This is a genomic window from Corynebacterium glaucum, assembly GCF_002287505.1.
Classification (GTDB): Bacteria; Actinomycetota; Actinomycetes; order Mycobacteriales; family Mycobacteriaceae; genus Corynebacterium; species Corynebacterium glaucum.
In genome coordinates this window covers 243,508-269,364 of record NZ_CP019688.1, presented here as the reverse complement: position 1 = coordinate 269,364, position 25,857 = coordinate 243,508, and the positions used below count along the sequence as shown (strand labels likewise).

The window sequence follows — 25,857 nt, the reverse complement described above, 5'->3', positions numbered from 1 at the left end:
CTTAGGACGGGCCTAGTCCTGCGCCGATTCGGCGGGCTGCGCAGCATCTTCCGACGCTTTACGACGAGCGCGGCGCTTCTTGCGTGGCGGCGGCAGCTGGCCGGCGGCGCGCAGGTCGGCAACGTGGGCCGCCAAGGCGTCGACAAGCGAGGGCACGTCTGCGACCTCCGGCACAACGTCCACACGCAAGCCCTGCTCGCGCGCCTCCGCCGCAGCCATGGGCCCGATGCAGGCAATGATGGTGCGCTGGTGCGGTTTACCCGCGATCCCCACCAGATTCTTCACGGTGGACGCGGAGGTGAAGCACACTGCGTCGAACCCGCCGGTCTTGATCATGTCGCGCACTTCCGGCGCAGGCGGGGCGGCGCGCACGGTGCGGTACGCAACCACGTCGTCGACCTCCCAGCCCTTTTCCACAAGGCCGTCGACAAGCACGTCGGTGCCCAGGTCAGCGCGCGGCAACAGCACGCGCGAGACCGGATCAATGTCCTCGACGTACTCCGGGAACACGTCCACCAGACCGGCGGCGTTTTGCTTCGTACGGTGCGGCACGACCTCGGGGAACATGCCGCGCGCACGGATCGCGTCCGCGGTCTTTTGCCCCACCGCCGCCAAGTGCACGCCGGCAAACGAGCGCGCGTCCAGGCCCAGTTCCTCGAACTTGTCCCACACCGCGTCAACCGCGTTAGTGGAGGTGAACACCACCCACTGGTAGCGGCCTTCAACAATGCCCTTGATCGCGCGGTCCATCTGCGCGGGGTTGCGCGGCGGCTCCATGGAAATCGTCGGCACCGATTGCGGGATCGCGCCGTACGAGCTCAGACGAGCGTTCATCGGGCCGGCCTGCTCCTTCGCGCGCGGCACCAGCACCCGCCACCCGTACAGCGGGCGGTTTTCCCACCAGGAGTATTTCGCGCGCTCGTCGGGCGCGGTGCCCAACGTGACCACCAGGGAACCGGTGAGCTCCGCGTCGAGCTTGCCCACGGTTTGCAGCGTCGCGTCGAAGGTGCGCTGCAGGCGCGTCGTGCCGTTGGTGGTCACCGTCAGCGCAGTCGAACCGGCGAAACCGCGGTCCATCAGCTGCGTCGCCATCTCCTCCAGGTGCTCTTGCGTGGCTTGGAACACCAGCGGCTGCGGCGCGTTCGCAAGCTGATCCCAGTCCACCGACTCGTTGGCCAGGTCCGTCTCGGTGAACGTGGACCCGAGTGCGATACCGGCGAACGACGGCACCGTCGACGGCAAGCTCATGCCCGGCACCACCTGGAACTCCAGGCCGGCAGCCGCGACAGCCGAAACCTCGGCCATGACAGAGTCGCGGGTGAGCGGATTGCCGCACACCAGGCGGATCACATCACCGTCGCCACCCTCACCTCGCTCAATCGCAGCAGCAGAAGAGTCAAGAGCAGCTTGAAGCTTGTCGACGATCCCTTCAACGCCCAACTCCACCTCAGCGATCTCCGCAGCAGTGGGATCATCCGGGCGAGCTGGTTTGCGCCGAGCGCCGGCCTCTTTGGCCTCCGCCACCAGCTTCTCGTAAGCGGCGTTTGCCTCGTCCAGCTTCGCCTTCGGCACCTCGAGTGCCGTGGCGACGACATTTCGGACACCCTGAGACACATCCGGATCAACCAGCGCGATAGCATTGGATTCCAACACCTCGCGGGCGCGGATGGTCAACAGATCAGGGTTGCCCGGACCTGCACCAACGAAGATGATTTTCCCCGTCGGCTGCATGTTTGTCTCCGAAGTCATCAAATGATCTTTTCTATGGCACAAATAGCAGTCCCGGCGATCTTGGGCGCTTTAAGCGACCCGGTGACGCCGAGACAAATAAACGTATGGTAGCTCCACCTTAAGGTGGAAGTGCCGGGAAACAAAAACGCCGGTGCTAGCGCATGATCTCCGCTGCACCGCGTTCGAGCAGTGCCGCGGCAACCTCACGCCCGAGCGCAACCGGATCATCACCAGCAGCGCTTTCCACCATCTGGGCCGAGCCGTCGAGCGCGAACACCCCGCCATGGAGCGTGAGCTGGCCGCTTTGCGTATCGACGGTGGCGTACGAGGCTACGGGCGCGGTGCAGCCCGCCTCCAAGGTGGCCAGTACTTGGCGCTCTGCGGTCGCCTCCGCCGTCGCAGACGGGTCGATGAGGCGGTCGACCGCGGCGCGGGTGTCGGCGTCGTCCGAGCGGCACTCCACCGCAAGCGCACCTTGGGCGGGCGCCGGCATGAACACTTCCGGGTCGAACAGTTCGGTCGCGCGGTTGCCGTACCCGCCGCGAGCCAGACCTGCGTACGCCAGCACAATCGCGTCGAGTTCGCCGGTGGTCACGTAGTTCATCCGGCGCTCGATGTTGCCGCGCAGGGGACGAATATCCAGGTCCGGGCGCATTGCCCGCAGCTGCGAGATGCGGCGCGGGGCAGACGTGCCCACCTTCGCACCCTCCGGCAGCTCCGCCAGGGTCAGCTGGTCGCGCGCGATCAGCGCCTCGCGGTTGTCCTCGCGCTTCGGCACGATGAGGTGCGCGCGCGGCTCATCCGCGGTCGGGAGGTCTTTGAAGGAGTGGACAGCCACGTCGACGCCGCCGTCAAACAACGCGTCGCGGAGCGCCGAGGTGAACACACCGACACCGATGCGCTCGACGGGAGCCTGCGACCTGTCCCCCGGCGTCACCACTACGTGGAGTTCCGCGTCAAACCCTTCGTCGATAAGCATTGCTTGAATGTGCCCCGACTGGGTTGTGGCGAGGTGGGACCCGCGAGTGCCGATGCGCAACGTCACATGTGCTCCTTCAATTGCAATTCTTCCGGGCGTGGGAGGCGCTGCGCGTCGATGGCGACGGAAGAGCGGCCGAGCCCGAACAACTCCTCAATCACCGTTTCCACGCTGACTTGCTCGCTGGTCGCGGCGAGCTCCTTGATCTTCACGGTCGGGGTGTGCAGCAGCTTGTCCACGACACGCTTGACGGTGCGGGTGACCTGGTCGAAGTCCTCCTCACTCAGGTCTGGGAGCTTCGTGCGCAAGCGTTGCAGCTCGAAGTCCTGAACCTCGCCCGCAGTGCGGCGCAGGCGCGCCACGGCAGGGGCAATATCGCGCACGCGCTGCTGCGAGCTGAACGTCTCTACTTCTTCGGCGACAATGGCCTGGGCCTGGCGCAACGCGAGCGAATCTTCGGAGTCCACGCCGCCGCGCGTGGTGTGCAGGTACTCGATGTTGATCAGGTGGATGCCGTCGCGTTGCGTCACGTCGTCCGCGATGTCGCGCGGCAGCGAGAGATCCACCAGGACCGCGGGGCCGGAGAGGTCGTCGGCGGTGATGGTGAACCCGTCCGAGGCGGTCGCGGAAACCGTGATGTCGGCGCGCGAGAGCGCACCGGTGCGGGCGTTGAAGTCCACCACCTCGGCCGCCACCCCGGCCTCGCGGGCGTGCTCGGCGAGGCGTTCCGCGCGCGAGCGGGTGCGGTTGGCAATGATCAGCTTGCGCACCCCGCGCTTGCCTAGCTGTGTGGCAGCCAGCGAGCTCATCGCCCCGGCACCCAGCACGAGTGCGGTCTTGCCGGCAAAATCGCTGCCCATGACTTTTTCCGCCTCGTCGAGCGCGAAGGTGACCATGGAGCCGCCCGCGTCGTCGATGCCGGTTTCAGCGTGGACGCGCTTGCCGGTGTGCAGCGCGGTTTGCGCGAGCGAATGCAGCGCAGGCCCGACGGTGCCGCGCTCGGCAGCGTCCAGGTACGAGGCGCGCACCTGACCGATGATCTGCTGCTCGCCCACCACCATCGAGTCCAAGCCCGAGGCCACAGAGAACATGTGCTGCGCCGCCGCATCGGCGTAGCGGACATACAAATAAGTGCGAAGCTCCGCCTCGGAGACCCCGGAGATGTCCGCGAGCACCTCAAGCACATCCTCCACCCCGGCATGGAACGCGTTAGTCACCGCGTAGATCTCCAAGCGGTTGCAGGTGGAGATGATCAGCGCCTCGCTAATCGACGCTTGCGCGACCAACGCCGCACCAGCATCCTCCTGCACGGTCTCATCCATGCTTATGCGCTCAAGGAGCGCAACGGGCGCGGAGCGATGGGACATCCCCACAACAAGTACGCTCACGCAATTCCTCCGTCCACGCCACACATCAAACGAAAGTATAGCCCGCTAGCGGGCGAGCTCCTCAGCCAGCTCTTGGTTATCCACTTCCCAGCACGCGAATTCCTCGCCGTCGATAACCACTACCGGCACCCGGTCACCGTATTCTGCAGCCAGCTCCAAGTCAGCATCTACATCAACCAGGGAAAAGGAGGCAGCATGCTTATCGACGACCGGTTGGATCTGCGCTGCCACCCGAGCGCAAGACCCACAGGAAGCCCGCACCATGAGCTCGACCGTCTTCATCTGCTCGCCTTCCTCGTCGCGGTACCATGACTTTCGCTAACTTTTCACGCTAACACTTACGCCAATGCTTGCAGAAAGTCGGTGACGCACACCAATGGCCCAGCCGAATGAATTGCTCGCGCAGTGGTCTGTCTCCCACGGCAACCTCCGCCGCTTCTTCGAGGATCTGGCGCTCCCCCCGATCGGTGAAGAACATCAGCGAGCCGCCGGTGAAGCCGCCGCTGCAGCGGCGATCCAAGAAACCTTCGGCTTGGACCTGGAGGAGTTCACCCTCGGCGTGGATTCTGTGGGCGGCGCGTTTGAGACCGCCGGCCGACCCGAACTCACCCCGCGCGACCCGGACGTGCCGCAAGACGTCGGGGCGGCGGCGTTCTTCGACGTGGACAACACCCTGATCCAGGGCTCCTCGCTTATCTTGCTCGCCGAGGAACTGGCAAAGCGGCGCTACATTTCGCTGCGAGAACTCCTGCCCGCTCTGACGAAGCAGATCCGTTACCGCGTGTCCGGCAAGGAAAGCGCTGACGATATCGCCTCCGGCCGCGAGCAAGCGCTGAGTTTGGTCAAAGGCAAGTCCGTGGCCGAGCTGCAGGAGCTTTGCAAGGACATCGTGGATCGCCAGATGTTGGACAAGGCCTACCAGGCAACCATCGAGCTAGCTTCCATGCACATCGCTGCCGGCCAGCAAGTCTGGCTCGTCTCCGCGACCCCGGTGCAGATTGGGCAAGCCCTTGCCGAGCGCCTCGGTTTCACCGGCGCTCTCGGCACGGTGGCCGAGGAAGAAGACGGCGTATTCACCGGCCGGCTCGTGGGCGACATTCTCCATGGCCCCGGCAAGCAGCACGCGGTCGCAGCACTTGCCGCGATCCAGCAGCTTGATCTTGAAAAGTGCACTGCTTACTCAGACAGCATCAACGACCTGCCGATGCTGGAAATGGTCGGCGCCCCGGTAGCGATTAACCCGGACCGGGCCCTGCGCAAACACGCGAAAGAACGCGGCTGGCCAGTCCGGGACTACCGCTCAATGCGCCGCATGGTGCGCTCATACCTGCTACCCGCTGCGGCGCTCGCCGGCGCCGCCCTCAGCATCCGGCATCGGCGGCGGTAGCTGAATCTGTTGTGGCCGCACCGCCTGTGAAACGCAAAACCGCACCAGGCGGTGTGCCTGATGTGGGAAACCAGCGGTTTTTTACTTGCCCAGCTTGCGACGCTGAACACGGGTGCGACGAAGCATCTTGCGGTGCTTCTTCTTCGACATGCGCTTGCGACGCTTCTTAATCACTGAACCCATAGGGCTGCCTCGTTTCTTGTTTCGTACATGTACTTCACATCGCCGACGCGGTTCCCGGGCTGCGCCGACGTGAATGCGCTAAATATTACAGCCCGCGTGCACCAAGACAAAAAAGTCCGGCGCCAGCTCACGCAAGGTGGGTCTAGCGCCGGAGGGGAAACCGTCGATAAGCAATTGCTTTACGACGCATCCGTTCCCACGTCATAGACCGAGGACTCGAGGTACTCATTGACTGCGGTCTCGTTCACGCGGAACGAGCGGCCCACGCGCACGGCCGGCAGTTCGCCAGAGTGCACGAGACGGTACACAGTCATCTTGGAAACGCGCATGATCTCCGCGACTTCCGCGACGGTAAGGAACTTACCCTTCTCTTCATTTGCCATGTTGAATTCAACCTTTCGCACACCTGGCGCGCTGTAGGCTTCCCCTCCCACAGAACGGACACGCACGTGCTTGAACCAGCCTAGCGTGAAAGGTGTGCGCACCGCGACTCAAGTGGGTGATTTTTCAAAAGTGTTTGATGTTTGCTGATGAATCCTGGTGTGAAAAGTGGGATTAAGGATGTTTATACGATCTCGGCGGAGCGAGCTGCGCTTGCCTCAGCCGCGCGGTACACGGCGCCACGCAGCCCCGATTCCTCGAATTCGCGGATCGCAGCGGCGGTCGTACCGGCCGGAGACGATACCCCGGCGCGAAGGGCAACCGGATCAGGGTTGGCTTGAAGCATGGAGCCCGCCCCAGCTGCGGTCGCGGTTGCCAACTCGGTGGCGAGTTCCCGCGACAGACCCAGGGACACTCCGGCATCGATGAGCGCCTCAGTGAGCAGGAAGAAATACGCCGGGCCAGACCCGGACACCGCGGTAACAGCGTCCATTTGTTTCTCGTCGACCTCGACAACCTTGCCGGCGGCCCCCAGCATGGTGCGCACACCCTCGCGCTGCTCGTCGGAAACATAGCGCCCGTACGCGACGGCAAGCACGCCCTGGCCGACCAGCATCGGGGTATTCGGCATGACGCGAACAATCGGAGCGCCGGCTGACGCCACAGCGCCTTCCATCGCGGTCAGCGTGATGCCCGCAGCCATCGAGATAATGACCGCTGCGTCATCGGCTTCGTCGAGGCCATCGTTGATCTCTTCGAGCACGGACACGATCTGCGCTGGCTTCACGCACAACACCACCGCGTCCGCGTCGGCCACAGCCAAGCGGTTGTCCGACTCCACCTCGATCCCGTAGGTCTCACGCAGGTATGCGGAACGCTCCTCGCTGCGGTTCGTGGCCACGATCGTGCGCGGATCAACACCCGAGGCGACCATGCCTGAGATCAGTGCTTCGCCGATCTTGCCGGCGCCGATGATTGCAACTTTGTCCATGTGCGCCAAGCCTAGGCCACATGGGAGCAATCGTTAGAGGAGCGCCGGCCCGAACGCAGCGACCGCTGCGGCAATGCCCGCCATAGTCATGGTCAGCCCGTCCTTGCCGGTGCGCAGCGCTCGCACACCGAAGAGGACAAGGATCACGAACGCAATTGCCGAACCGACGGCCACAGCGGTTCCGGTGTTAGCCCAGACCCACTGGAACACGAGGAAGCCGAGAATACCGGCAATCACGCCCAGGAAAATCAACAGCACCAGCACGATCGGGTTGATCGTTTCTTCCTCAACCTCGATCTGTTCGGCCGGCACACCCTCGTCGAAGGGGTCGGACTCGCCTTGCTCCACCGCCGCGGCGCGAGACGGCGCTGCGCTACGCGCCGTCTCCGAATCCGGCACGAGAGGCTGGACCGGTTCCTCCTTGAGGTCACGTTCCTTCACGGGCGCAGCCGGAAACGCTTTCGGCTCACTGGCCGCTGCCGGTGCCGGAGTGGGCTTTGCTGCCGGTTCCTCGGCAACCTCGACCTTTTGAATCACCGCAGTCTCGTCGGCGGGAGCCTTCTCGCTGGAGTCCTTTTCCACGGGCGCCGGCGCAATCGTAATGCGGGAAGACGTCGACTGTGGCTTTGCCTCAGGGGCAGCCTCTGGCGCAACGTCGATGCGGGTCGAAGCCGCTTTCCTCGGCTCAGCCGGTTGAGCTTGTTCGAACTTCGGTTCCGCTGCGTGGGATTGCTCCACTGCCTCCGGCTCTTCAGGGGCGTCGATTGGCACGCTGGAGTGCTTGGATTCCGCAGGTCGAGCATCAACTTTCTTTAAAGAGCCGGTGAGTTCCGCGACGGTGACACCGCCCTCCTCGATGCTGCGGCGGTGGCGACGGCGCTTGCCTGCGTCAGGGTTTTCCTGTTGAGCCCTGGCGAGGATCTCCGCAACTGTGAGCTGCTTCTCCTCAGACATTATGCGTCCTCTCCTTCATCTCCTCCGGCGTTCGTGTGATCCATCCATTTCAAGATCACACCTTCACGCAGCGCCCATGGGCAGATCTCTAACTTATCAATATTCAATGCGCGCATGGCTGCTTCCGCCACCAGCGCGCCGGCAACAATTTGGTGCGAGCGATCTGAGTTAATGCCTTCCAGCTCCGCACGGTCCGCCGCAGTCATGCGGGAAATGAACGCGATGAGCTGGCGCAAACCTGGCGCCGTCAAGGTGCGCTTGACGTATGGGCCAGCCGAAGACGGGGCGGCACCCGTCAACCGCGCAAGCGAACGGAAGGTCTTCGACGTGCCCACCGCAAGACCAGCTTCGCCAAACGCCTTGAACTGCTCCGCAGGCTCCGCCAACTCAGCATCGATGTAGTCACGCAACAGGTTGATCTTTTTGCGTTCCGGCGGGTCGCTATCAAACCACTCGTGGGTCAGACGGCCCGCACCCAGGTCGAGCGACACCGCCAAGTCGGGTGTTTCCTCAGTACCGGTGGACATTTCAAGAGAACCGCCACCGATGTCCAAGTTGGTGATGCGGCCAGCCGACCAGCCGTGCCAGCGGCGAACCGCGAGAAACGTCAGCTTCGCCTCTTCCTCGCCCGAGATCACGCGCAGGCGCACCCCGGTCTTCTTCTCTACGCGCTTCAGCACGTCCTCGGCATTCGTTGCCGAGCGCACCGCGGAAGTGGCGAAGGCAAGAAATTCTTCGCACCTGAGGTTATCGGAGAGGTCGGCGGCCTCCTGCACTGCGTCGATAAGCTTGTCAACACCCTTGTCCTCGATGTTGCCTTTCTTATCCAACTGCTCCACGAGGCGCAGCGGCTGCTTCCAGTCCGACATCGGGCTAGGGCGACCACCACTGTGGGCATCGACCGCGACCAAGTGGACGGTGTTGCTGCCTACATCCAATACACCTAAACGCACAGTCAAAGATTAACGGGTCTACGGTACCAAGGTGTGAATCAACCTGGCCCGAATCCCGTTTTCCTCGGATTCCCTACAGACTCCCCCGCCGGGCGCTCCATCACCGCCGGGTGGGAGGTTCCGCCGGACTTTCCGCGCGAGTGGTTTGAGTTCATCCACCCAGACGACCCGCACCACTACTTCTCCATCGACCTCACGTGGGCCGAGTCGACGTGGTCGTGCCGCTTCGGCACGCCACAGTGCCACGGCATCGACGAGTCGTTCCCCGTCGTGGGCTGCTGCATCCACGGTGCGTACCTCTCCGACGAGTCGGATCAAGACGATCTCTACAACGCCGTCGCCGAGATGCCCGCGAAGTACTGGCAATTGCGCCCCGACGACGTCGATTCCTACATCGCCAACGCTGACCCGACCGAGCTCGAGCCATGGCTGGAATGGGACGAGGAAGAACCCACCGAAGACAGCGACGATGACGGTCCCCACATCAAAACCAAGCTTGTCGACGGCGCGTGCATCTTCGCCAACCGCCAGGGTGCCGAAACCGGCCCCGGCTGCGCACTGCACCAATGGGCCATGGCAGAAGGCCGCAACATCGTGGGCTCTAAACCTGAAGTCTGCTGGCAGGTGCCGTTTTCGCGCGAGGACTCGTGGGAGGAACGCCCCGACGGTCAAGAGATTCTGCGCACCACCATTGGCGAATACGACCGGCGCCAGTGGGGCGGCGGTGGCGAGGACTTCGACTGGTGGTGCACCGGAGATCCAACGTGCCACGCCCCGCAGGCCGACGGCACGTTGGAGCCGGTGTGGGTTTCAATGAAAGACGAGCTTAAGGCACTGATCGGTGAGAAACCCTACGCGCTCCTCGCCGCACACTGCGAAGCCAGGGCGGCTCTGCCGGCTGAGGTGAAGGCTACGCATCCAGCCACGCGCCGTCGTTAAGCTTTGTTCTCTTAAGCCGCTTAAGCCTCGAACTTGTAGCCCAAGCCGCGGACCGTGACCAGCTGCTTCGGGCGCGACGGCTCCTGCTCGATCTTGGTGCGCAGGCGCTTGACATGCACGTCGAGGGTTTTGGTGTCGCCGACGTAGTCCGCGCCCCAGATGCGGTCGATGAGCTGGCCGCGGGTGAGCACGCGTCCGGCGTTGCGCATGAGGCACTCAAGCAGGTCGAATTCTTTGAGTGGCATGGCAACCGGCTGGCCGTCGACAAGCACGGTGTGGCGCTCGACGTCCATGCGGACGCGGCCCGCCTCGAGGATCTGGTCGTCCAGCTCATCGAGCTCTTCCACCTCGGGGCCGCGGCGCAGCACCGCGCGGATGCGGGCGACCAGCTCACGGGTGGAGTACGGCTTGGTCACGTAATCGTCCGCGCCGAGCTCAAGGCCCACGACCTTATCTATTTCGCTGTCGCGCGCGGTGACCATGATGATGGGCACGTCGGATTCGCTGCGCAGCTTGCGGCATACGTCTGTGCCGCTCATGCCCGGCAGCATGAGGTCGAGCAGAACCAGGTCGACGACTTCGTCGCTGAACAGCTCAAGCGCGGCCGTGCCGTCGGTGGCCAGCAAAGTTTCAAAGCCTTCTTTTTGCAGCAGGTAGGCCAGTGGCTCAGCCAAGGATTCTTCATCTTCAACGATGAGGATGGTCGTCATGGATTTCTCCTAGTCCTTCCTGTGTGCTGCGGGGGTGGAAGCAGGCTGATAGATCGGCAGCTCGATGGTGAACGTCGACCCAGTCCCGGGGCGCGACCACAACTTGATATTACCGCCGTGGTTGGCCACGACGTGCTTCACAATGGCCAATCCCAAACCAGTGCCCCCGGTCGAGCGGGAGCGCGCTTTGTCCACGCGGTAGAAGCGCTCGAAGACGCGTTTTTGATCCTCCGGGGCGATACCGATGCCGCGGTCAGTGACCCGCACCAGCACGACATCCTCGCGCACCACCTTCTGCGAGATGCTTACCGGTTGGCCGTTAGGCGAGTAATTGATCGCGTTAGAGACCAAGTTGGACACCGCGGCGGTGAGCAGGGATTGATCGCCCACCACCTCGATGCCGGTGGCGGGGCTGCGGGTCAGCGTGATCTCCCGGTTGTCGGCGGTGACCTGGTTGCGGGTCATTGCCTCATCGATAACGTCGTCGATGCGCACCGGCGACATTTCCGGGAGTGCCTCCGCGCCCTGCAGCTTGGACAGGCTGATGAGATCGGCGATCATGTCGCCCATGCGGTGGGATTCCTTGAGCAGCTTTTCGCCGAAGTGCTCCACCATCACCTCGTCTGACGGATCCTGCAGCAGCGCTTCCGCGAGCAGCGACATGCCACCGACGGGGGTCTTGAGTTCGTGCGAAACGTTTGCCACGAAGTCGCGGCGAGCGGATTCCATGCGCACGTTTTCGCTCTCATCCGTGGCGTACGCAATGACATACGCGTTGTGGGTGAGCGCAAGCGGCTTCACCACCACGGAGACGTTGCGGATGCGGCTGCCGGTGGCTCGGCGTGGCAGATCCAAATCAATGGTGTGGGTCTCGAGGTCATCGAAAGCCAGCTGGGCGGTGTCCCACACCTCGGGGTTGATCGAGCGGTCGTGCACGATCGACATGTCGTGCGCACGCGAGTTGGACATGAGTACGCGGCCACTGCGGTTCATGATCGCGATGCCGGTTGGAGATCCTTGCACCGCAAGGTTGAGCAGCTGGCTGACGGTGTTGACACGGCTTTCATCCTCGGTGAGGTGCTCGCGGTTGCGGTCACGCCACCGCGCGATGCGGTTGTACGCCCAGACCGCAAGCGCGGTGACAACGACACCGAGGAGAAAAGCGAGAAACGGTGACAAACTCGGGCTACTTTTGTCCTTGGTTCGCTACTGCGGCGGCGCCAGCTTCGGCAGCCTCCGGATCCAGGTAGGTGCCGCCCGGGTTGAGCACCTTGCCGCGCTCCCCGATCTCGTAAACCAGCGGCATGCCAGTCGGGATGTTCAGGCCGGCAATGTCGTCGTCGGAGATGTTGTCCAGGTATTTCACCAGCGCGCGCAGCGAATTGCCGTGCGCAGCGAGCATGACATTCTTGCCCTCAAGCACCTGCGGAAGAATCTCGGACTCGTAGTACGGCTGGAAGCGCTCGACAACGTCCTTCAGGCACTCGGTGCGCGGCACCTCGGGCAGGAACTGGTAACGCGGGTCGTCGGTCTGGGCGTACTCGTTGTCCGTCTCAATCTCCGGCGGCGGGGTGTCGTAGGAACGGCGCCATTCCATGAACTGCTCTTCGCCGTACTCCTCGCGGATCTCAGCCTTGTTCAGACCCTGCAGCTTGCCGTAATGACGCTCGTTCAGACGCCAGTTGCGCACCACCGGGATCCAGTGACGGTCGGCCGCATTCAACGAAATGTTCGCAGTGCGAATTGCGCGCCGCAGCAGCGAGGTGAAAACGATGTCCGGCAAGACATCCTTCTCCACCATGAGCTTGCCGGCATTGACCGCTTCGGCCTCGCCCTGCTCGGTCAGGTCAACGTCGACCCACCCAGTGAACTGGTTGGATTTGTTCCACTCACTCTGTCCGTGACGTACGAGAATTAGCTTTCCGTTACCCATGATTTCCAGCATGCCACGGTTTAGACTCGGGCGTCATGCGTCGCAAGATTTTCGCTCTCACCGCCAGCCTTCTCGTTACCGCTGCGATAGTCGCTCCGACCACCGCCGCAGCTGCCGAACCCGCACTCGCGGCCCCCGGAGGTCCGTTCCGAGTGCCGCCGAAGGATCCGCCGCAAACCGTGCCCTCTCCCGTGGGCGACCTGAAGGTACCGCCCGAAACTTTCGCCATGACCTGTTCACAGGGTCCCACCGGCACCCTCACCACACCGGACGGAAAAACGCAGCGCGTGATGCTCACCGCGTCACACTGCGTGAACACGATGCCGGGATTACCGGAGGTCAAGGGCGAGGTCTTCGTGCCGCTCGAATCCGGCTACGCCCGCATCGGCGAGCGCATCGCGTCGAACGTCATGCCGGAATCCACCTACGACTTATCGGATCCCATTCTCTCGGCCCGCACGGCCGACTGGGGCATTGTGCTTATCGACGACTCGGTCAACGCCACCCGGGTCTCCTTCTCGCGCGACTCGGACGGCGGGGTCTACGGCGAACCAGTCGAACTGACCGGCATCCGGGACCTGCCGACGCTTCAGCACGGGGAGATCGTCTTCGACAACTTTGGCCAGCCAATCTGCAAAGACGGCGCCACCTCCGGGCGCAGCTGCGGCACCCAGCTCGCGCGCACCCGCAACGGCATCTACAGCTGGGACCTCTATTACCTCGAGGGCGATTCCGGCGGGGTGAACTTCGACCCGCGCGACGGCGCGATTCTCGGCGTGACATCCATGGCACTTGGCCCACTGGGCAAGCTGCAGCCCGCGGACCGCATCCTGGAAGATGCCTACGGCATCCCCGACGGCGAGGTGAACAACTACTTTGTTCTCACCGATTCGACCGCACCGCACACGGCGTTCGTGCCATCGGGGGAGGAATCCGTGCGCATCGATGCTGAAATCAGTGCGATGAACCCGGACATCCAGCCTCCGGACGGCCGCGCCGAGCTGGAGACGGCCACCGCAAACGCACAGCAAGATGCGCGCCAACTCGGGGAGAAAGCCCTCGGCGGCAACATCGATCCGCGCGAGATCCAAAACACCGCGGAGCACCACGCGGGCGAGATTTCGAAGTGGGCTGACGTGGCATTGGCGCAGGAAATCAATTCCTGGCTCAATTAAGAAGGCGCTAAGAGCGCGCGGGAGCTCACGTGATTACGCTTGGGCGGCATGCATACACGTACTCTCGCGATCGCGGCCTGCGCCGCCGTTTCCGCCCTGCTCAGCCCAACAATTGCCGCCGCCCAAGAACCTGCCCTCGCGGCTCCGGGAGGGCCGTTCCGAGTCTTCCCTGCTGAAGCCCCGTCGACGATCACCGTGAACAAATACGGAGACCAGGTCAACGTTCCGCCAGAGGCTTCGAAGGGAGCGTGTTCGCAGGGCCCGATCGGCACCGTGCGCACTCCCAACGGGGAAACCCACCACGTCATGCTGACCGCCGCGCACTGCTTCTTGGCGATCGGCGACGGAGCCGGCGACCCCAGCGCTGCGCCAACTGGCGAAGTCTCCGTTCCAGTGGGCGAGTCGTACCAGCGAATCGGCCAGTTGACCACCCTCTCCCCGATTCCGCCGGAGATTTTGAACAGCGCAAACCCCCTCGACCCGCTGCGCGCGGTCGACTGGGCCGTAGTGAGCATCGATGAGGGCGTACCCACCAGCGCGGTGAGCGACTCTCGCGCCAAGGACGGCGCGAAGCTCGGGGAGCCGGTAGTACTTACCCACATCCGCGACTACCCGGCTCTTGCGCCCGGCGCGTTCGCGTTCGACAACTTGGGCCAGCCAATCTGCAAGGACGGCGCGACCAACGGCCGGGGCTGTGGCACCCAGGTCGCGCGGACCCATGACACGATCTACAGCGTGAACTTGGGGTACGACTCCGGCGATTCCGGCGGGGTGAACTTCGACCCGCGCGACGGCGCAATCCTCGGCGTGACTTCTGTGCACTTCGGCCCGATCTACAAGGCTCAGACCGCCGACTCAATCGTGGAGTCCGCGTACGGTGTGCCGGACGGGCAGGTCAACGACCACTTCACCGTCGATGCTTCCACCGCGCCGCACGCCGAGTTCACCACGCTTAACGACGAAAACTTCCGCATCGGCCAAGCAGTCCAGGAGCTCAACCCAAACCCGTCAATCACCGACCCGGATACTGAGTTGCGCAAGGCCACAGACGCAGCCCAGCAAGAGGCCACCCGCCTTGCGGATGACGCCGCGCGCGGCCAGATCAACCCGGAAGAGATCCAGCGGGCAGTCGAGCACCATTCCGGCCAGATCGGGTACTGGGGCGGCGAGGTCGCGGAGCTCAGGGTAGATGGCCTGATCGGCAGCACCCTGGACGAGATTCTGTTCTAAACGCGGGTTGAATCCCTCCTGTTAAACCCCGCCGGCCTGCCGGGTGTCGGCGCCCGGCACGAAGTGCTCCAGCGTCTCGGCGTAGACCGAGCGCAGCTCTTTGGCTGAAACGGCCCAGCTGAACTTCGCAGCGTGGCTGGTGGCGTTGAGCGCCATGCTCAGGCGCAAGGAGTCGTCGACAAGCAATTGCTCGATGGCCTGGGCCCAGGCGGGGGTCTCGTGGCCGTCGACAAGCAGCCCTGTCTCTCCCTCCGCAACGGCGAGCGGGAGGCCCCCGACGCGAGCAGCGACCACTGGGGTGCCTGTGGCCTGGGCTTCCACCGCAACAAGGCCGAAGCTTTCGTTGTAGCTGGGGATGGCGACGATGTCGGCGGCTTGGTAGACGCTGACGAGCTCCTGGGGCGGGCGCGGTCCGAGGAACCGGGTGATGGTGTCGATGCCTTCCTCGCGGGCGATGTCGCGGTAGCGCTGCTCACTCGCGCCGCTGCCGGACGCGCCGCCGCACATGAGCACGCGCAGCGGTTTGCTCACGTTGCCGCGGCGTGCGACCTCGCCCATCGCGCGCAGGAGGACCTGCGGGCCCTTGAAATCCTGCAGCCGCCCGACGAACGCGACGATCTTCGCGTGCACCGGGACGCCGAGCTCACGGCGTGCCCGTTCGGTGTTGCGGTTGGTGCCGGGGGTGTAAAGCTGCGTGTCGGCGCCGGGGCTCACCACCGCGATCTTCGCCGGGTCAACGTCGTAGAAGCGGGAGAGCTGGGTCGTCTCGTCCTCGGTGTTGACCACGAGGGTTGTCGCGTTGTCCACCAGCTGCTGCTCACAGATGCGGCGGGCTTCGGATTCGGTGGTGTCGCTGCCGGCGGCGTTCTTTACCGCAGCCCACGTGTGCCCAGTGTGCACCAGCGGCACGCCCACTAGATCCGCGAGCAGCCAACCGACCTGGCCGGAGAGCCAGTAGTGAGAGTGGATGAGGTCGTAGGTGCCGCCGTTGGCACGGGCGAATTGCACGATGCCGCCCGCGAACGCGGCGAGCTGGGTGGGCAGCTCCTCTTTGTCCAGGCCGTCATAAGGCCCGGCGACAATGTTGATCACGCGGTAGCCGGGCTCCACCTCCACGATCTCGCCCTGGCTGGGGCGTGTTGCGCGGGTGAACACGTCGACCTCTACCCCGCTTTTCGCAAGCTGGGCGGCGGTGTTGTGGATGTAGACGTTCATCCCGCCCGCATCACCCGTCCCCGGCTGCTCAAGCGGGGAGGTGTGCATGGAGATCATGGCGACGCGCATAGAGAAAGGGTAGCGCGGTTGGTCGAGGACGCTGCGCGTCTGACGGGGCTTTGGTTATGGGTTATGGGTTATCGCCGTTCCAACCACTGGAGCAGAGCGGACAGACCGATGGTGCCACCGAGCAGCACGGCACCGATCGCCGCAGAACCAATCAGAATGCCTACCCGCCGCGGAGTTACCCCCGATGCTTGCTCCCCAAAACGGATGGCCTGGGTAAGCGAAGCGATTCGCAGCTTTTCCGCCTGCACAGCAAGGCGGGGATCCTTGCGCGCCGCCGGGGTGGGTACCCGACGCGTATTTTCAGATTCGTTGTGGGTTTGCGTGGAAGACTGCGTTTCATTCGGCTCAGACATCGGAGCTTCAGCCCTTTCTTGTACTCGTACTACGTCAAATCTCGGATGAACTCAGCGATTGCCTCTTCAACAGGGCCAGGCTGCGGGGCCGCCGGCGGAGATTCAACGTGTGTCACAGTCACTGTTGGCGCAGTTGTTGGGGCCTGAGGGGCGGGTGCAGGCAAAGGTGTGGCCACCGGCGCGGGAGCGGCCGGGGGTGGCGCTGGCTGCGGTGCGACTTCCGGTGTCGGTTCTTCCTCCGGCGGGAAATAGCTCGTGGGCAGCGGAGGTAACTCACCCAATGGCGGGATCTGCTGGACCACTACATCGTCTTTAGCCGCCCCTGGCTCGCCACACCCAGTCAATATGAAGGCTGATGACGCTACCGCGCACATGCCGACAGCAACCTTACCTATCCAAGTTGCCTCGACGCGCACGCACGGTTGGCCAGGCTCAGTCAACTTCGTCTCTCCAGCTTTGCTCACGGTCTACCTCGAAAGCTCGCTTGCCACGCGGTGAACTTCCATGACTGCCTCCGGACTGTAGAAGAAACGCTTGACTCCTTCATCCCACCCCTCCGGGCTCGAAGGGTCCCCCGCCGCACACAAGATATGCGCGGCAGTCAACGCTGCATCGTCGATGTTATCTGGGTCAGGCGTGCGCCCTGGCTCTGGGCTTGCCGCGAACTGCTCCCAGCGTGACGGCATTATTTGCATCGGCCCGACTGCAACATCCTGGGTATCATCGCCATCCGTCGCACCACTATCAGTGTCCGAAACCACAATCGGCGGCAACTGCATCACTTCAAGGCCGCGAAGCTTTTCAGTCGTTAAACCGTCTTCACCTACCTCCGATCCTTCGACCCGCCCGTGATCCGAGGCGACCTGCCCAATCGCAGCAATGGTGGGCCATCCGACCGTGCATCCGGACTGCGACTCCACCTGCAAAGCTGCGTAGGCGTACGCCATCAACTGGCGTTCAGGAATGCCGTATGGTGCAGCGCGTTGACGGGACCAATCCGCGACCACTTCGATCTGGGGAAACCGTTGTGGCTCAGGCGGCTCCAAGCGCGGCGCGCACCCCAGAAGGGGCACTGTAGCTACGAGCGCGAAGCTGGTAAGTACCCGGCGATCACTTCGCATGCCTATGCCACGACCCAAAGTCCTCCGCCACAGTGGCAGCCAGCTGGCGGTATGCAGTCAAGGTGGGGCGCGCTAGCAGATCGATATCCACCACCGCTCCTTCAGCCAGGTGGCGGTCATACGGAATCACGTGAACTGCGCGGGTGCGCGCGCGGAAATGCTCAATCAGTTGGTCAAGATCCACGGTCGGCTTGCCCGGCGCAGAGGATGAAACCACCACAACTGAGTTTGCTGCAAGCTGGTCATACCCGTGCATTGTGAGCCAATCCAACGTCGCCGAGGCAGATTGTGCACCGTCAAGAGCAGGTGAAGTTACCAGCACTAGCGAGTTTGCAAGATCCAGAACTCCCGACATGGCCGAGTGCATCAACCCCGTGCCGCAATCGGTCAAGATCACGTTGTAGTGGTGCTGGAGAATGTCGATTGCACGCCGGTAGTCCAGTTCGCTAAACGCCTCCGAGACAGCCGGGTCGCGCTCACTTCCAATCACCTCCAGACGAGAGGTGGCTTGGTTGGTGAACGCGCGAACCTGGGGGTAGCGCGAGGTGTCACCTGCGTTCAATAGATCACGGATTGTGGCAGGGCCAGGTGCGGCGGCGCGTTGTGCCAAGGTACCGAGATCCGGGTTGGCATCGATTGCAATGACGCGGTCACCGCGTTCTTTTGCGAATACTCCTCCTAATGCCACGGTGGTGGTGGTTTTTCCCACACCGCCTTTCAGTGACATTACGGCGATCCGGTAATCCCCGCGCAGCGGTGCCCGCACAGCTTCCAGAAGCCGATCCTCTTCGAGCTCGGTACGGGAACCACCCGGGTTAACCTTTCCCGCTGACATGGAGTGCACCATCTTGCGCCACCCTTTCTTTGGCGCGGCCTTGACGGGGTTCACCAGATTGTCCTGACCAAGCGCCGTAGGCGGCTGCAGATCGACCTGTTCACGAGGCTCGGCGGGACCATTACTCGGCCCAGGGTGACCTGAGGCAAAACTGCTGCCCATTTGTTGTCCCATCTCTGATTGCTTCGGCTGCCCCGCTTGAGGCTGAGCGGGACGTGGCGCACCAACCCAAGGGCCACCCGAGGGCTGCGAAGGCTGTTGAGGGTCTTGGAGGGCCGGCTGCTGCGGTTGTTCAGCGCGTCGTTCAGGCTGTGCGTCTCGCTGCGCCGCAGCGTCGTTCTGCGATGGAGTGTCAGGCCGCTTCCCTTCGGGGCGTTGTTGGCTCCCCCAAACAGAGCTGCCCGTTTCCGACGTGTCTAAAGGAGCATCTTGTTCTGGCCGCCACCACACGTTTGAATTCTTCGCCGAGCGAGGAGGTTCATGGGTTTCCTGTTGCGCATGGCGCCCAACATCGCTTCGCCGTTGATCTCGCTGTGGCTGCTCTCGTTGCGGCCAAGCTCCCCCAGTCGCGGATCCAAAACCTGACTGATCGGGTTGGCCGACCTCTCGCGACGCCGGCGACTCTGTACCGCCGTAAGCTGGCGAATCTGGCCGAGAGAACTCGTTCGAATTTGTCCCCTCCCCGGCCTGGCTCGGATTGGAAACCCCAGGTGTGTTTGAAGGCTGCACCTGCAGCCATGAAGGAAGGTGCGGGTTGGAATCATCACGGTTAGTCATCTGGGGCTCCTTCGAAGTCTTTCCGCCTCCTCGTGGGTAACAGAGAGGCGAAGGTATCCTTAAAATAGTCTCAGAAAGATAATGGTAACGCCGGTTGTCCGGATGTCGAGTCTTAGGCGGTGACTGACACTTGGGTTTATCTTCCCTTCTTGCGGTTCCGCGTCGCCTCGTATGGTCGAACGCAGTGGCGCAGTCCCAGCGCAAAAGCCCGCAAGATACGGATCGCCCGGCGATTATTGCTGTCGCCTCGCTGAGCGAGCAGATGCTGACTACTCCCACCACAGCAGTCGTCGCAAACGTGCTCAGCGCCGCAATCCGCCTTCCGGTAGTCGCTATCGACGCCGATGGTCTCAATCAGCCATTGCGCGGTCCACTTGGCGCAGGCGACGGTGGCGACCTCGAGGGGCTGACCACATTGCCCGGATGGGGGCTACGCCGCACCACAATCGAGACTCACGCTGACACCGCAGGTAGCACCGTTCTCCTGAGTACTTCGCGCCGCTTCCCGCAGCCCCTCGAACCGGAGACGCTCCTTTCAGCGGTACGCCGAGCGGCGCACCGGTGGCCCGTGGCGGTGATTGATTTGCCATTCACCTGCGGTAGCGACGTGATTGCTACCGGCACTTCCATGGCCACCCATGTCTTGCTGCTGGCGGATAAATTCCACACCGACCACGCGTGGCTCTACCAACGCGGCCATCATCTCAGCGATGCTGCGCGTCAGGGTCGGGTAAGCGTGGTCAAGGTCGGCGCTACTCCCAGCGACTCCGATGCACCTGACACACTGACGCTACCCTCCCCTAAAGCGTCGACGACCGCGCGCGACCGTGTCACATTGCCAACTGACCCAGTCGCGGTTATTCAGTACAACCGCTTACTCACACGCCTTTATCCTGAGCAGAGACCGGGAGTCAAGTAAGAATCAAACCCGGCTATGTTGTCGCCCAGTAGTACTGATACAGCCCTTGCGCAGCGAGTATTCCCGGGATCACCGCCAGGCACACCAAGACATCAACGGTGTTAATTACCCGTGCAGCGCGGGCTGCTTGTACCTCATCGCGCTCACGCAGTTGCAGAGCCAACATGACTAGTAGCGCCACAGCCAACGTCAAGATCGCCGCGCCCCATATCCACGGCTCCGAGGATTGCGTGGGCGCCCACCAAACGGTCGGCTGCGCCAACGGGTGCCAATCGTTGCGGTACCAACGGACAAACGAGCCAGCTACTAAAGCCAGGGAAACAACGCCGACGAACGAGAGCACCCCCACAGCTCGAGCGTCGGCAAAGCCGTTCTGTCGCAGCAGAACCGCTGCCGTCAGCAGCAGCACAATGAGACCGTGCTGCCACACCGGGCTCGCGGACAAGCAAGCCGCCGCGGCGAGGGCGAGCCCGGCAGCAGCCCATGCGACTCCGCGACTCACTGCCTCAGCGCGACGCGCGTGCACACGAATCGTTTCACGGGCAACCGGGTCACCTGTGTCGTTTTGCCGAATCAGGGCTGGAAGGCCAGTTGCATTTAGCCCCATCGTGGGCGCAGCAAGCAGGAGGAAAACGGGCAACCACGCCGACCACGCGAAGATGGCAAAGATATTCGCGCCCAGCATGGTTCCGCCAGCTACCAGTGCGGCCCCCGCCGCAACGCCAAGAGCGGCGGTGATACCTGCCGTCCCACTTGCTGGTTCATTCCGCCCCGCAGCCCACACCGCTATTGCCGTACTCAACGCCACCGCGGCAACCGTCCAAGGCACTGACTGTTCCAGCGGCAGCTGCGCCAAAAACACGCGGGTGAGGAGCACAGTGGTGGCGGGCACGGCGTAGCCCAGATAGCGCATCCATTCGTGCTTGCGCCACAATGCCATGCCGAGCCCAATCGCTGCGGTTGCAACCACGATGCATATTTGGATCCACTGGGTAGCATCTAGCGGCAGTGTTGCGTTCCAGATTCCGGCTGCAGCAATAGCGCCAGCTGCGGCCAAACCCGCAACAAATGTTGCAAGTGCGCTGCTCGAGCGCATGCTGCCCGACCATCCCCACTGCGCCGCGTCGATCGTCGCCCGCACCTCTGCGATCGCATCGTCCACGAAAGGCGTGTGCGCGGCCTCTTCCCGCCGCGTGAGATGCAACCTGTCGCCGTCCTGGATTCCATATTCCGCCAAGGTGGCATGCGGCTCGATGGTGCCGACCTTGCTGGTTGAGAGCACCCACGTGTGGGTATCCGTCGTCGAAATTGCCTTCTGCGGATCCCCTGAATCATTGCTGGCTGCATCGTGGTTGAACAGATCAACAACGTCACCCACGATGTCCACCGCGGGACGACCCATGGGCAAACTCACGTCAAGTTGCCGGTCTGCGTAGAAAACGCTCACGCGGACGAAGGTGTCGCTCATGCCCCCTATCGTTTCATACCCGCCCTGATGCGACCGCGAAGTGCCTCTTAGTCAATTCTTACCGTGGCTTAGGATTAGTGCCCATGAGCACCCGCATTGTTCACCGCCCGGCGCGGCTACACCGCACCATCCCGGAAGAAAAACCGCTTGCTGTGGCGCAGGTACCCATGATTCGTGCACGCTCCGGCGGTAGTGTGATGACGCTGGTTATGCCGTTGGTCGCGGGCACGGGAATGGTGCTCATGATGATGTCTTCAGGCAACCCGATTCGCATGGTCATCGGGGGCATCATGTTCGTTGCCGTGCTCATTGGGGCGGTGGGCATGTTCATTCGGCAGCGCACAGGGTCACGCCGCCAGGCTGAGGAGGAGCGGACGCGATTTTTGGAGCACCTCACCGAGTTGGAGGAAGAGGTCCGTGAGGTAGCAGGTCAGCAGCAGGTCGAGGCATTGACTCGGCACCCGCATCCACGCTCGCTTATCGACGTCACCCGTGACCCGTATCGGCTCTGGGAGCGTCGAAAAGGTGATGAAGACTTCTTGGTCACTCGCATTGGCACGGGGGTTGGCAAACTGGCGCGTGGCATCGAGGTGCCAGCATCTTCGAACCCGATGCAGGTGCCGGAGCCGATTGCGCAGGCGCATTTGGATCGCATGATGCGCCGCACGAGCACCATTGACGGCCTGCCTATTGCCATTCCAGCGCGCGGGGTAGTTTCACTTGTCGGTGACCCTGAGTTAACGGCTGAGGCGGTGCGCGCAATGTTGGCTCAGGCTGCAGTATTTCACGCCCCGGACGACTTGCGTTTTCACTTGGCGCTGCCGACTGCGGATCACAGCGATGGATGGGCGGTGTGGTTTCCCCACCTGCTTTCCCCCGATCAGTTCGACGGGCCCATAGGCAAGCGCAACGTCTCTTATGACGAATCAAGTGCGGCGGAATTGCTCAGCGAGCTCGATGAACGCGCCGCGGAATTGAAAGAGCGCTCCCGGTATCAACTCACTGAGCTAGACCGACCGCACCTGCTGGTGGTTGTGAACATGGATAGTCCGCACGGCCGATTCATCAGTGACAGTGCCAGCACGATTCGCTCCCTCCACGCGGCGCGAGTCAGCGTGATAGCGACTTCCACCGTGCAGCATTTAGAGCCCACTCACGTCGACGTGCGAGTGCTGTTAGGGAAGGATCGTTCATTTCACGTGCAGCTGCTTGACCGTGGTGAAATCCGTGAACCCGCCGAGGGTGAAAAGGGCTACGCTGAGCGCGTCCTCTATGGTGGGGACCGCGGCACCCTCGATGAGGTCACACCGGCGATCACGGAATCGATCGCCCGCAGCGTTTCCCCCTTGCGTCTGGTGGAAGACGCGGCCCCTAATTCCACCTTGGAGCGCACGATTGCGCTCGACGACATGCTCGGCATCGGCAACTTCGCCACTTATGACATTGCCCAGGCGTGGGCAGCTCGACCGGAGCGGGACTTCCTCAACGTCCCATTTGGTATTGGCGCTGACGGAGAACCAGTTGAGCTGGACATTAAAGAATCGGCCAAGTCCGGCATGGGGCCGCACGGGCTTTGCGTCGGTGCGACCGGTTCGGGCAAATCCGAAGTCTTGCGCACCCTTGTCCTCGCGCAGGTGATTTGCCACCCGCCGGACCAGCTCTCGCTTGTTCTCGTGGACTTCAAAGGTGGTGCCACCTTCGCCGGGCTCGAACCGCTGCCGCACACCGCGGCAATCGTCGACAACCTCGAAGACGCAGCCGGTCTTGTTGATCGCCTCCACGATTCCATTCTCGGCGAGATTCAACGACGTCAACGTGTCCTCCAACAGGCGGGAAATCTCGCAAACGTCTCTGAGTACAATGCGCTGCGCGCCGAGGGCAAGGTGGATGATCCCCTGCCAGTGCTCTTTGTGGTGATCGATGAGTTCGGTGAGTTGCTTGCAGCGAAGCCGGAGTTCATCGATCTCTTTGTCCAAATCGGACGCATCGGACGCTCCATCGGGGTGCACTTGTTGCTCGCCTCCCAACGCCTGGAGGAGGGCCGTTTACGCGGGCTCGAGTCGTATCTGTCCTACCGCATCGGTTTGCGCACCTTCTCAGCGCAGGAGTCGCGCGCCGCGATCGGCACGACCGATGCCCACGAGCTGCCACCGATCCCCGGCTCGGGGTTCCTGAAAGTTGACCCAGACATATTTGATCGCTTCAAATCTGCTTACGTTTCAGGGCCGTACGAAGCTATCGAGCGCGCTCACGAGCTCGAACTGCCTCCAGTGCCAATGCCATTGCATCTGGCGAACACCACCGAAGATTGGCTGCGCGACCGTCAAGCTGCACATTCCAATGTGGTGGAGCAGCGCAATGCGGCCCGCAATGCGACAGATGAGCGGACCCAGACCACGCTTGAGTTGGTTGTCGGCCGTCTCACTCCAGCGGCAGAGAAAACCCGACAGATCTGGCTTCCACCGCTGCCTGCCACGTTGCCGTTGGAAAGCGCGGTAGGGCCGGTGGCGTTGTCATCTAAGCGGGGGCTGAGCGCGGCGCAGCAGGGCCAAATGGTGTTTCCGATCGGATTGAAGGATAAGCCGTTAGACCAGTGGCAAGGCCCGTTGGCCCTGGATCTTTCCGGCTCCGGGGGCAATCTTGCAATCATGGGCGCTCCACAGTCAGGCAAAACCACCGCGCTTCGCAGCTTGGTCACCGCCGCCGCACTCACCCACACGCCGCGGGAAGTGAACTTCTATCTCATCGACATGTCCGGTTCTGGATTGTCGTACCTCGAAGAACTCCCCCATGTTGGTACGGTGGCAACGCGTTTCGACGAAAATAAGGTGCGTCGCACCGTCGCCGAGATGGGCATGTTCCTCGCCGAACGAGAGCAGCTATTCTCTGCCAACCACATCTCCAACGTCCAGGAGCTCCGTAGCCTTCACAAAAGTGGCCTGCTTTCGAATTTGTCCGCCCCGGACATCGTGCTCGCCATTGATGGCTGGTCGACGTTGCGAAAGGACCATGAGGACCTGGCGGAACAGGTGGGCGACATTGCGCAGCGAGGATTAGCGTATGGCATCCACGTCATTTTCCTCACCGGTCGATGGGCCGATTTTCGCCTGCCACTGCAGGCGGTGATCGGTACCCGCTTGGAGTTGAGGTTGAACGATCCGATTGACTCAGCTGTGGGCAAGAAAGTGTCGGAGGGGCTGAAAGACCTCCCAACCGGACGGGTGGCTACCGCCGATGGTCTCTATAGCCAAATCGCGGTACCGCATTTAGAGCGTGTGCCCGGAGTCGTGTCAGAGACCTCTGCGCAAGAAACCGTCGCTGCAATCTCTGGCTCTTGGACCGCACCCGGGGCGCCCCAGGTCAGAATGCTGCCGGAATCGGTGACGCTCACCGAAATTCGACGCCGGTTCAAATCCGTGCCACCTGTGCGATTCGGCCTCACAGAAACAACGCTGGGACCTGCGACGCTTGATTGCGAAAAGGATGATCGCCTTGTCTTGCTCGCAGGAGAGCAGCAATCGGGCAAGACGAGTGCATTAGAGACCTACATTAAAGAAATCACCTTGGGTAGGCAGCAAGGCGACCTCATGATCGGGGTGTGGGATTTGCGGCGCGGTCTCCTCGACGCGGTGCCTCAAGAGTTCCTCGGTGGATTTGCGGCAACCCGCGAGGGATGTGAGACGTTGGCGAAGGGCATTGCAGCGGAGCTCACGCGGCGCTTGCCTGCGAAAGACATCACTGTGGAGCAACTGCGGGATCGCTCTTGGTGGACTGGGCCAGAAATCTATTGCGTTATCGACAACTATGAAACTCTTGAAGGCAGCGCGAACCCTCTGAAGCACCTTGTCCCGTTTCTCGGTCAAGCGGCAGATCTCGGGTTGCACATCATCACTGCGCGCCGCTCTGCCGGATATGCTCGAGCGAGCTACGACTCGTTCCTCCAGGCGATGCGTGAATCAAGCAGCACCACAATCCTGCTCTCGGGCGAGAGGCAGGAGGGTGCAGTCGCCCCAGGCATCTTCTTCAAGCGTCTCCCCCCTGGCCGTGCTCAGCGAGTGACCAATTCCGGAACGGCCGAAATGCTTCAGATTGCTTTACCCCGAGCGACAGAAGACATAGCTAGTTCACGAATATAAATGCCTTGCTTAGGCCATGATTAACATTCC

General features: G+C 62.7%; 23 protein-coding genes. 6 read left to right on the top strand and 17 right to left on the bottom strand.

Annotation, left to right across the window (positions count from 1 at the left end; all coding sequences use genetic code 11):
* Positions 1–12: 12 nt before the first annotated feature.
* From CGLAU_RS01305 to CGLAU_RS01290, 4 genes are all read right to left on the bottom strand, one after another.
* A complete protein-coding gene (locus tag CGLAU_RS01305; protein ID WP_095659132.1) occupies positions 13–1,749 on the bottom strand; it encodes a uroporphyrinogen-III synthase in 1,737 nt (578 codons plus the stop codon).
* Between the two features lie 136 nt (positions 1,750–1,885).
* Positions 1,886–2,776 (bottom strand): hydroxymethylbilane synthase, encoded by an 891-nt coding sequence (gene hemC / locus CGLAU_RS01300; protein WP_095659131.1) that lies wholly within the window; start codon positions 2,774–2,776, stop codon positions 1,886–1,888.
* A complete protein-coding gene (locus CGLAU_RS01295) occupies positions 2,773–4,098 on the bottom strand; it encodes a glutamyl-tRNA reductase (RefSeq protein ID WP_095659130.1) in 1,326 nt (441 codons plus the stop codon). Before CGLAU_RS01295 ends, hemC begins: the two co-directional genes overlap by 4 nt.
* Before the next feature lie 45 nt (positions 4,099–4,143).
* Positions 4,144–4,380 carry a glutaredoxin family protein gene (locus CGLAU_RS01290; protein ID WP_095659129.1) on the bottom strand — a complete coding sequence of 79 codons (237 nt, stop codon included), beginning with the start codon at positions 4,378–4,380 and terminating at the stop codon, positions 4,144–4,146.
* A 94-nt stretch (positions 4,381–4,474) separates the two neighbouring features.
* Between CGLAU_RS01290 and CGLAU_RS01285 the strand changes: the two genes are divergently transcribed.
* Positions 4,475–5,485 carry an HAD family hydrolase gene (locus tag CGLAU_RS01285; protein WP_095659128.1) on the top strand — a complete coding sequence of 337 codons (1,011 nt, stop codon included), beginning with the start codon at positions 4,475–4,477 and terminating at the stop codon, positions 5,483–5,485.
* Positions 5,486–5,566: 81 nt separating this feature from the next.
* On the opposite strand, the gene CGLAU_RS01280 is transcribed toward CGLAU_RS01285, so the two are convergent.
* The 5 genes from CGLAU_RS01280 to CGLAU_RS01260 form a co-directional block, all read right to left on the bottom strand.
* Positions 5,567–5,668, bottom strand: a complete 102-nt coding sequence (locus CGLAU_RS01280) for a 30S ribosomal protein bS22 (RefSeq protein WP_003855542.1) — start codon at positions 5,666–5,668, stop codon at positions 5,567–5,569.
* 179 nt (positions 5,669–5,847) lie between these two features.
* Positions 5,848–6,051, bottom strand: coding sequence for a helix-turn-helix domain-containing protein (locus CGLAU_RS01275; protein ID WP_095660966.1), 204 nt, complete (start codon positions 6,049–6,051; stop codon positions 5,848–5,850).
* A 182-nt stretch (positions 6,052–6,233) separates the two neighbouring features.
* Complete coding sequence (gene proC, locus CGLAU_RS01270; RefSeq protein WP_095659127.1) at positions 6,234–7,040, bottom strand: pyrroline-5-carboxylate reductase; 807 nt, start codon at positions 7,038–7,040, stop codon at positions 6,234–6,236.
* A gap of 33 nt (positions 7,041–7,073) precedes the next feature.
* On the bottom strand, positions 7,074–7,994 hold the full coding sequence (locus tag CGLAU_RS12445; RefSeq protein WP_232507144.1) for a hypothetical protein: 921 nt from the start codon (positions 7,992–7,994) through the stop codon (positions 7,074–7,076).
* Positions 7,994–8,947 (bottom strand): Ppx/GppA family phosphatase, encoded by a 954-nt coding sequence (locus CGLAU_RS01260; protein WP_095660965.1) that lies wholly within the window; start codon positions 8,945–8,947, stop codon positions 7,994–7,996. Before CGLAU_RS01260 ends, CGLAU_RS12445 begins: the two co-directional genes overlap by 1 nt.
* A gap of 33 nt (positions 8,948–8,980) precedes the next feature.
* On the opposite strand from CGLAU_RS01260, the gene CGLAU_RS01255 reads away from it, so the two are divergent.
* Positions 8,981–9,886 carry a hypothetical protein gene (locus CGLAU_RS01255; protein WP_095659126.1) on the top strand — a complete coding sequence of 302 codons (906 nt, stop codon included), beginning with the start codon at positions 8,981–8,983 and terminating at the stop codon, positions 9,884–9,886.
* A gap of 20 nt (positions 9,887–9,906) precedes the next feature.
* Here the strand turns inward: CGLAU_RS01255 and CGLAU_RS01250 are convergent, their stop codons facing one another.
* Genes CGLAU_RS01250 through CGLAU_RS01240 form a run of 3 tightly spaced genes read right to left on the bottom strand, consistent with a single transcriptional unit; the run spans position 9,907 to position 12,529 of the window.
* Positions 9,907–10,596: a response regulator transcription factor gene (locus tag CGLAU_RS01250; protein ID WP_095659125.1), complete on the bottom strand. Its 690-nt coding sequence runs from the start codon at positions 10,594–10,596 to the stop codon at positions 9,907–9,909.
* A 9-nt stretch (positions 10,597–10,605) separates the two neighbouring features.
* Positions 10,606–11,775 carry a sensor histidine kinase gene (locus tag CGLAU_RS01245; RefSeq protein WP_095659124.1) on the bottom strand — a complete coding sequence of 390 codons (1,170 nt, stop codon included), beginning with the start codon at positions 11,773–11,775 and terminating at the stop codon, positions 10,606–10,608.
* A 7-nt stretch (positions 11,776–11,782) separates the two neighbouring features.
* Positions 11,783–12,529, bottom strand: coding sequence for a phosphoglyceromutase (locus CGLAU_RS01240; protein WP_095660964.1), 747 nt, complete (start codon positions 12,527–12,529; stop codon positions 11,783–11,785).
* A 35-nt stretch (positions 12,530–12,564) separates the two neighbouring features.
* Here CGLAU_RS01240 and CGLAU_RS01235 point away from each other — a divergent pair, with 35 nt between their 5' ends.
* Together CGLAU_RS01235 and CGLAU_RS01230 are read left to right on the top strand one after the other, a co-directional pair.
* Positions 12,565–13,704, top strand: coding sequence for a chymotrypsin family serine protease (locus CGLAU_RS01235; protein ID WP_095659123.1), 1,140 nt, complete (start codon positions 12,565–12,567; stop codon positions 13,702–13,704).
* A 48-nt stretch (positions 13,705–13,752) separates the two neighbouring features.
* Positions 13,753–14,934, top strand: coding sequence for a chymotrypsin family serine protease (locus CGLAU_RS01230; RefSeq protein ID WP_095659122.1), 1,182 nt, complete (start codon positions 13,753–13,755; stop codon positions 14,932–14,934).
* Positions 14,935–14,955: 21 nt separating this feature from the next.
* On the opposite strand, the gene mshA is transcribed toward CGLAU_RS01230, so the two are convergent.
* The 4 genes from mshA to CGLAU_RS12580 form a co-directional block, all read right to left on the bottom strand.
* Positions 14,956–16,218 (bottom strand): D-inositol-3-phosphate glycosyltransferase, encoded by a 1,263-nt coding sequence (gene mshA / locus CGLAU_RS01225; RefSeq protein ID WP_095659121.1) that lies wholly within the window; start codon positions 16,216–16,218, stop codon positions 14,956–14,958.
* Positions 16,219–16,286: 68 nt separating this feature from the next.
* Complete coding sequence (locus CGLAU_RS01220) at positions 16,287–16,571, bottom strand: hypothetical protein (RefSeq protein ID WP_095659120.1); 285 nt, start codon at positions 16,569–16,571, stop codon at positions 16,287–16,289.
* Between the two features lie 467 nt (positions 16,572–17,038).
* A complete protein-coding gene (locus CGLAU_RS01215; protein ID WP_232507143.1) occupies positions 17,039–17,617 on the bottom strand; it encodes a lysozyme family protein in 579 nt (192 codons plus the stop codon).
* Positions 17,618–17,681: 64 nt separating this feature from the next.
* The gene (locus tag CGLAU_RS12580; protein WP_095659119.1) at positions 17,682–18,689 is read right to left on the bottom strand and encodes a nucleotide-binding protein; all 1,008 of its coding nucleotides are present in this window, start codon (positions 18,687–18,689) and stop codon (positions 17,682–17,684) included.
* Between the two features lie 799 nt (positions 18,690–19,488).
* On the opposite strand from CGLAU_RS12580, the gene CGLAU_RS01200 reads away from it, so the two are divergent.
* A complete protein-coding gene (locus CGLAU_RS01200; protein ID WP_095659117.1) occupies positions 19,489–20,223 on the top strand; it encodes a hypothetical protein in 735 nt (244 codons plus the stop codon).
* Positions 20,224–20,236: 13 nt separating this feature from the next.
* On the opposite strand, the gene CGLAU_RS01195 is transcribed toward CGLAU_RS01200, so the two are convergent.
* Positions 20,237–21,691 (bottom strand): EsaB/YukD family protein, encoded by a 1,455-nt coding sequence (locus CGLAU_RS01195; protein WP_095659116.1) that lies wholly within the window; start codon positions 21,689–21,691, stop codon positions 20,237–20,239.
* Positions 21,692–21,774: 83 nt separating this feature from the next.
* On the opposite strand from CGLAU_RS01195, the gene eccCa reads away from it, so the two are divergent.
* On the top strand, positions 21,775–25,827 hold the full coding sequence (gene eccCa, locus CGLAU_RS01190) for a type VII secretion protein EccCa (RefSeq protein WP_095659115.1): 4,053 nt from the start codon (positions 21,775–21,777) through the stop codon (positions 25,825–25,827).
* The last annotated feature ends 30 nt before the right edge of the window (positions 25,828–25,857 follow it).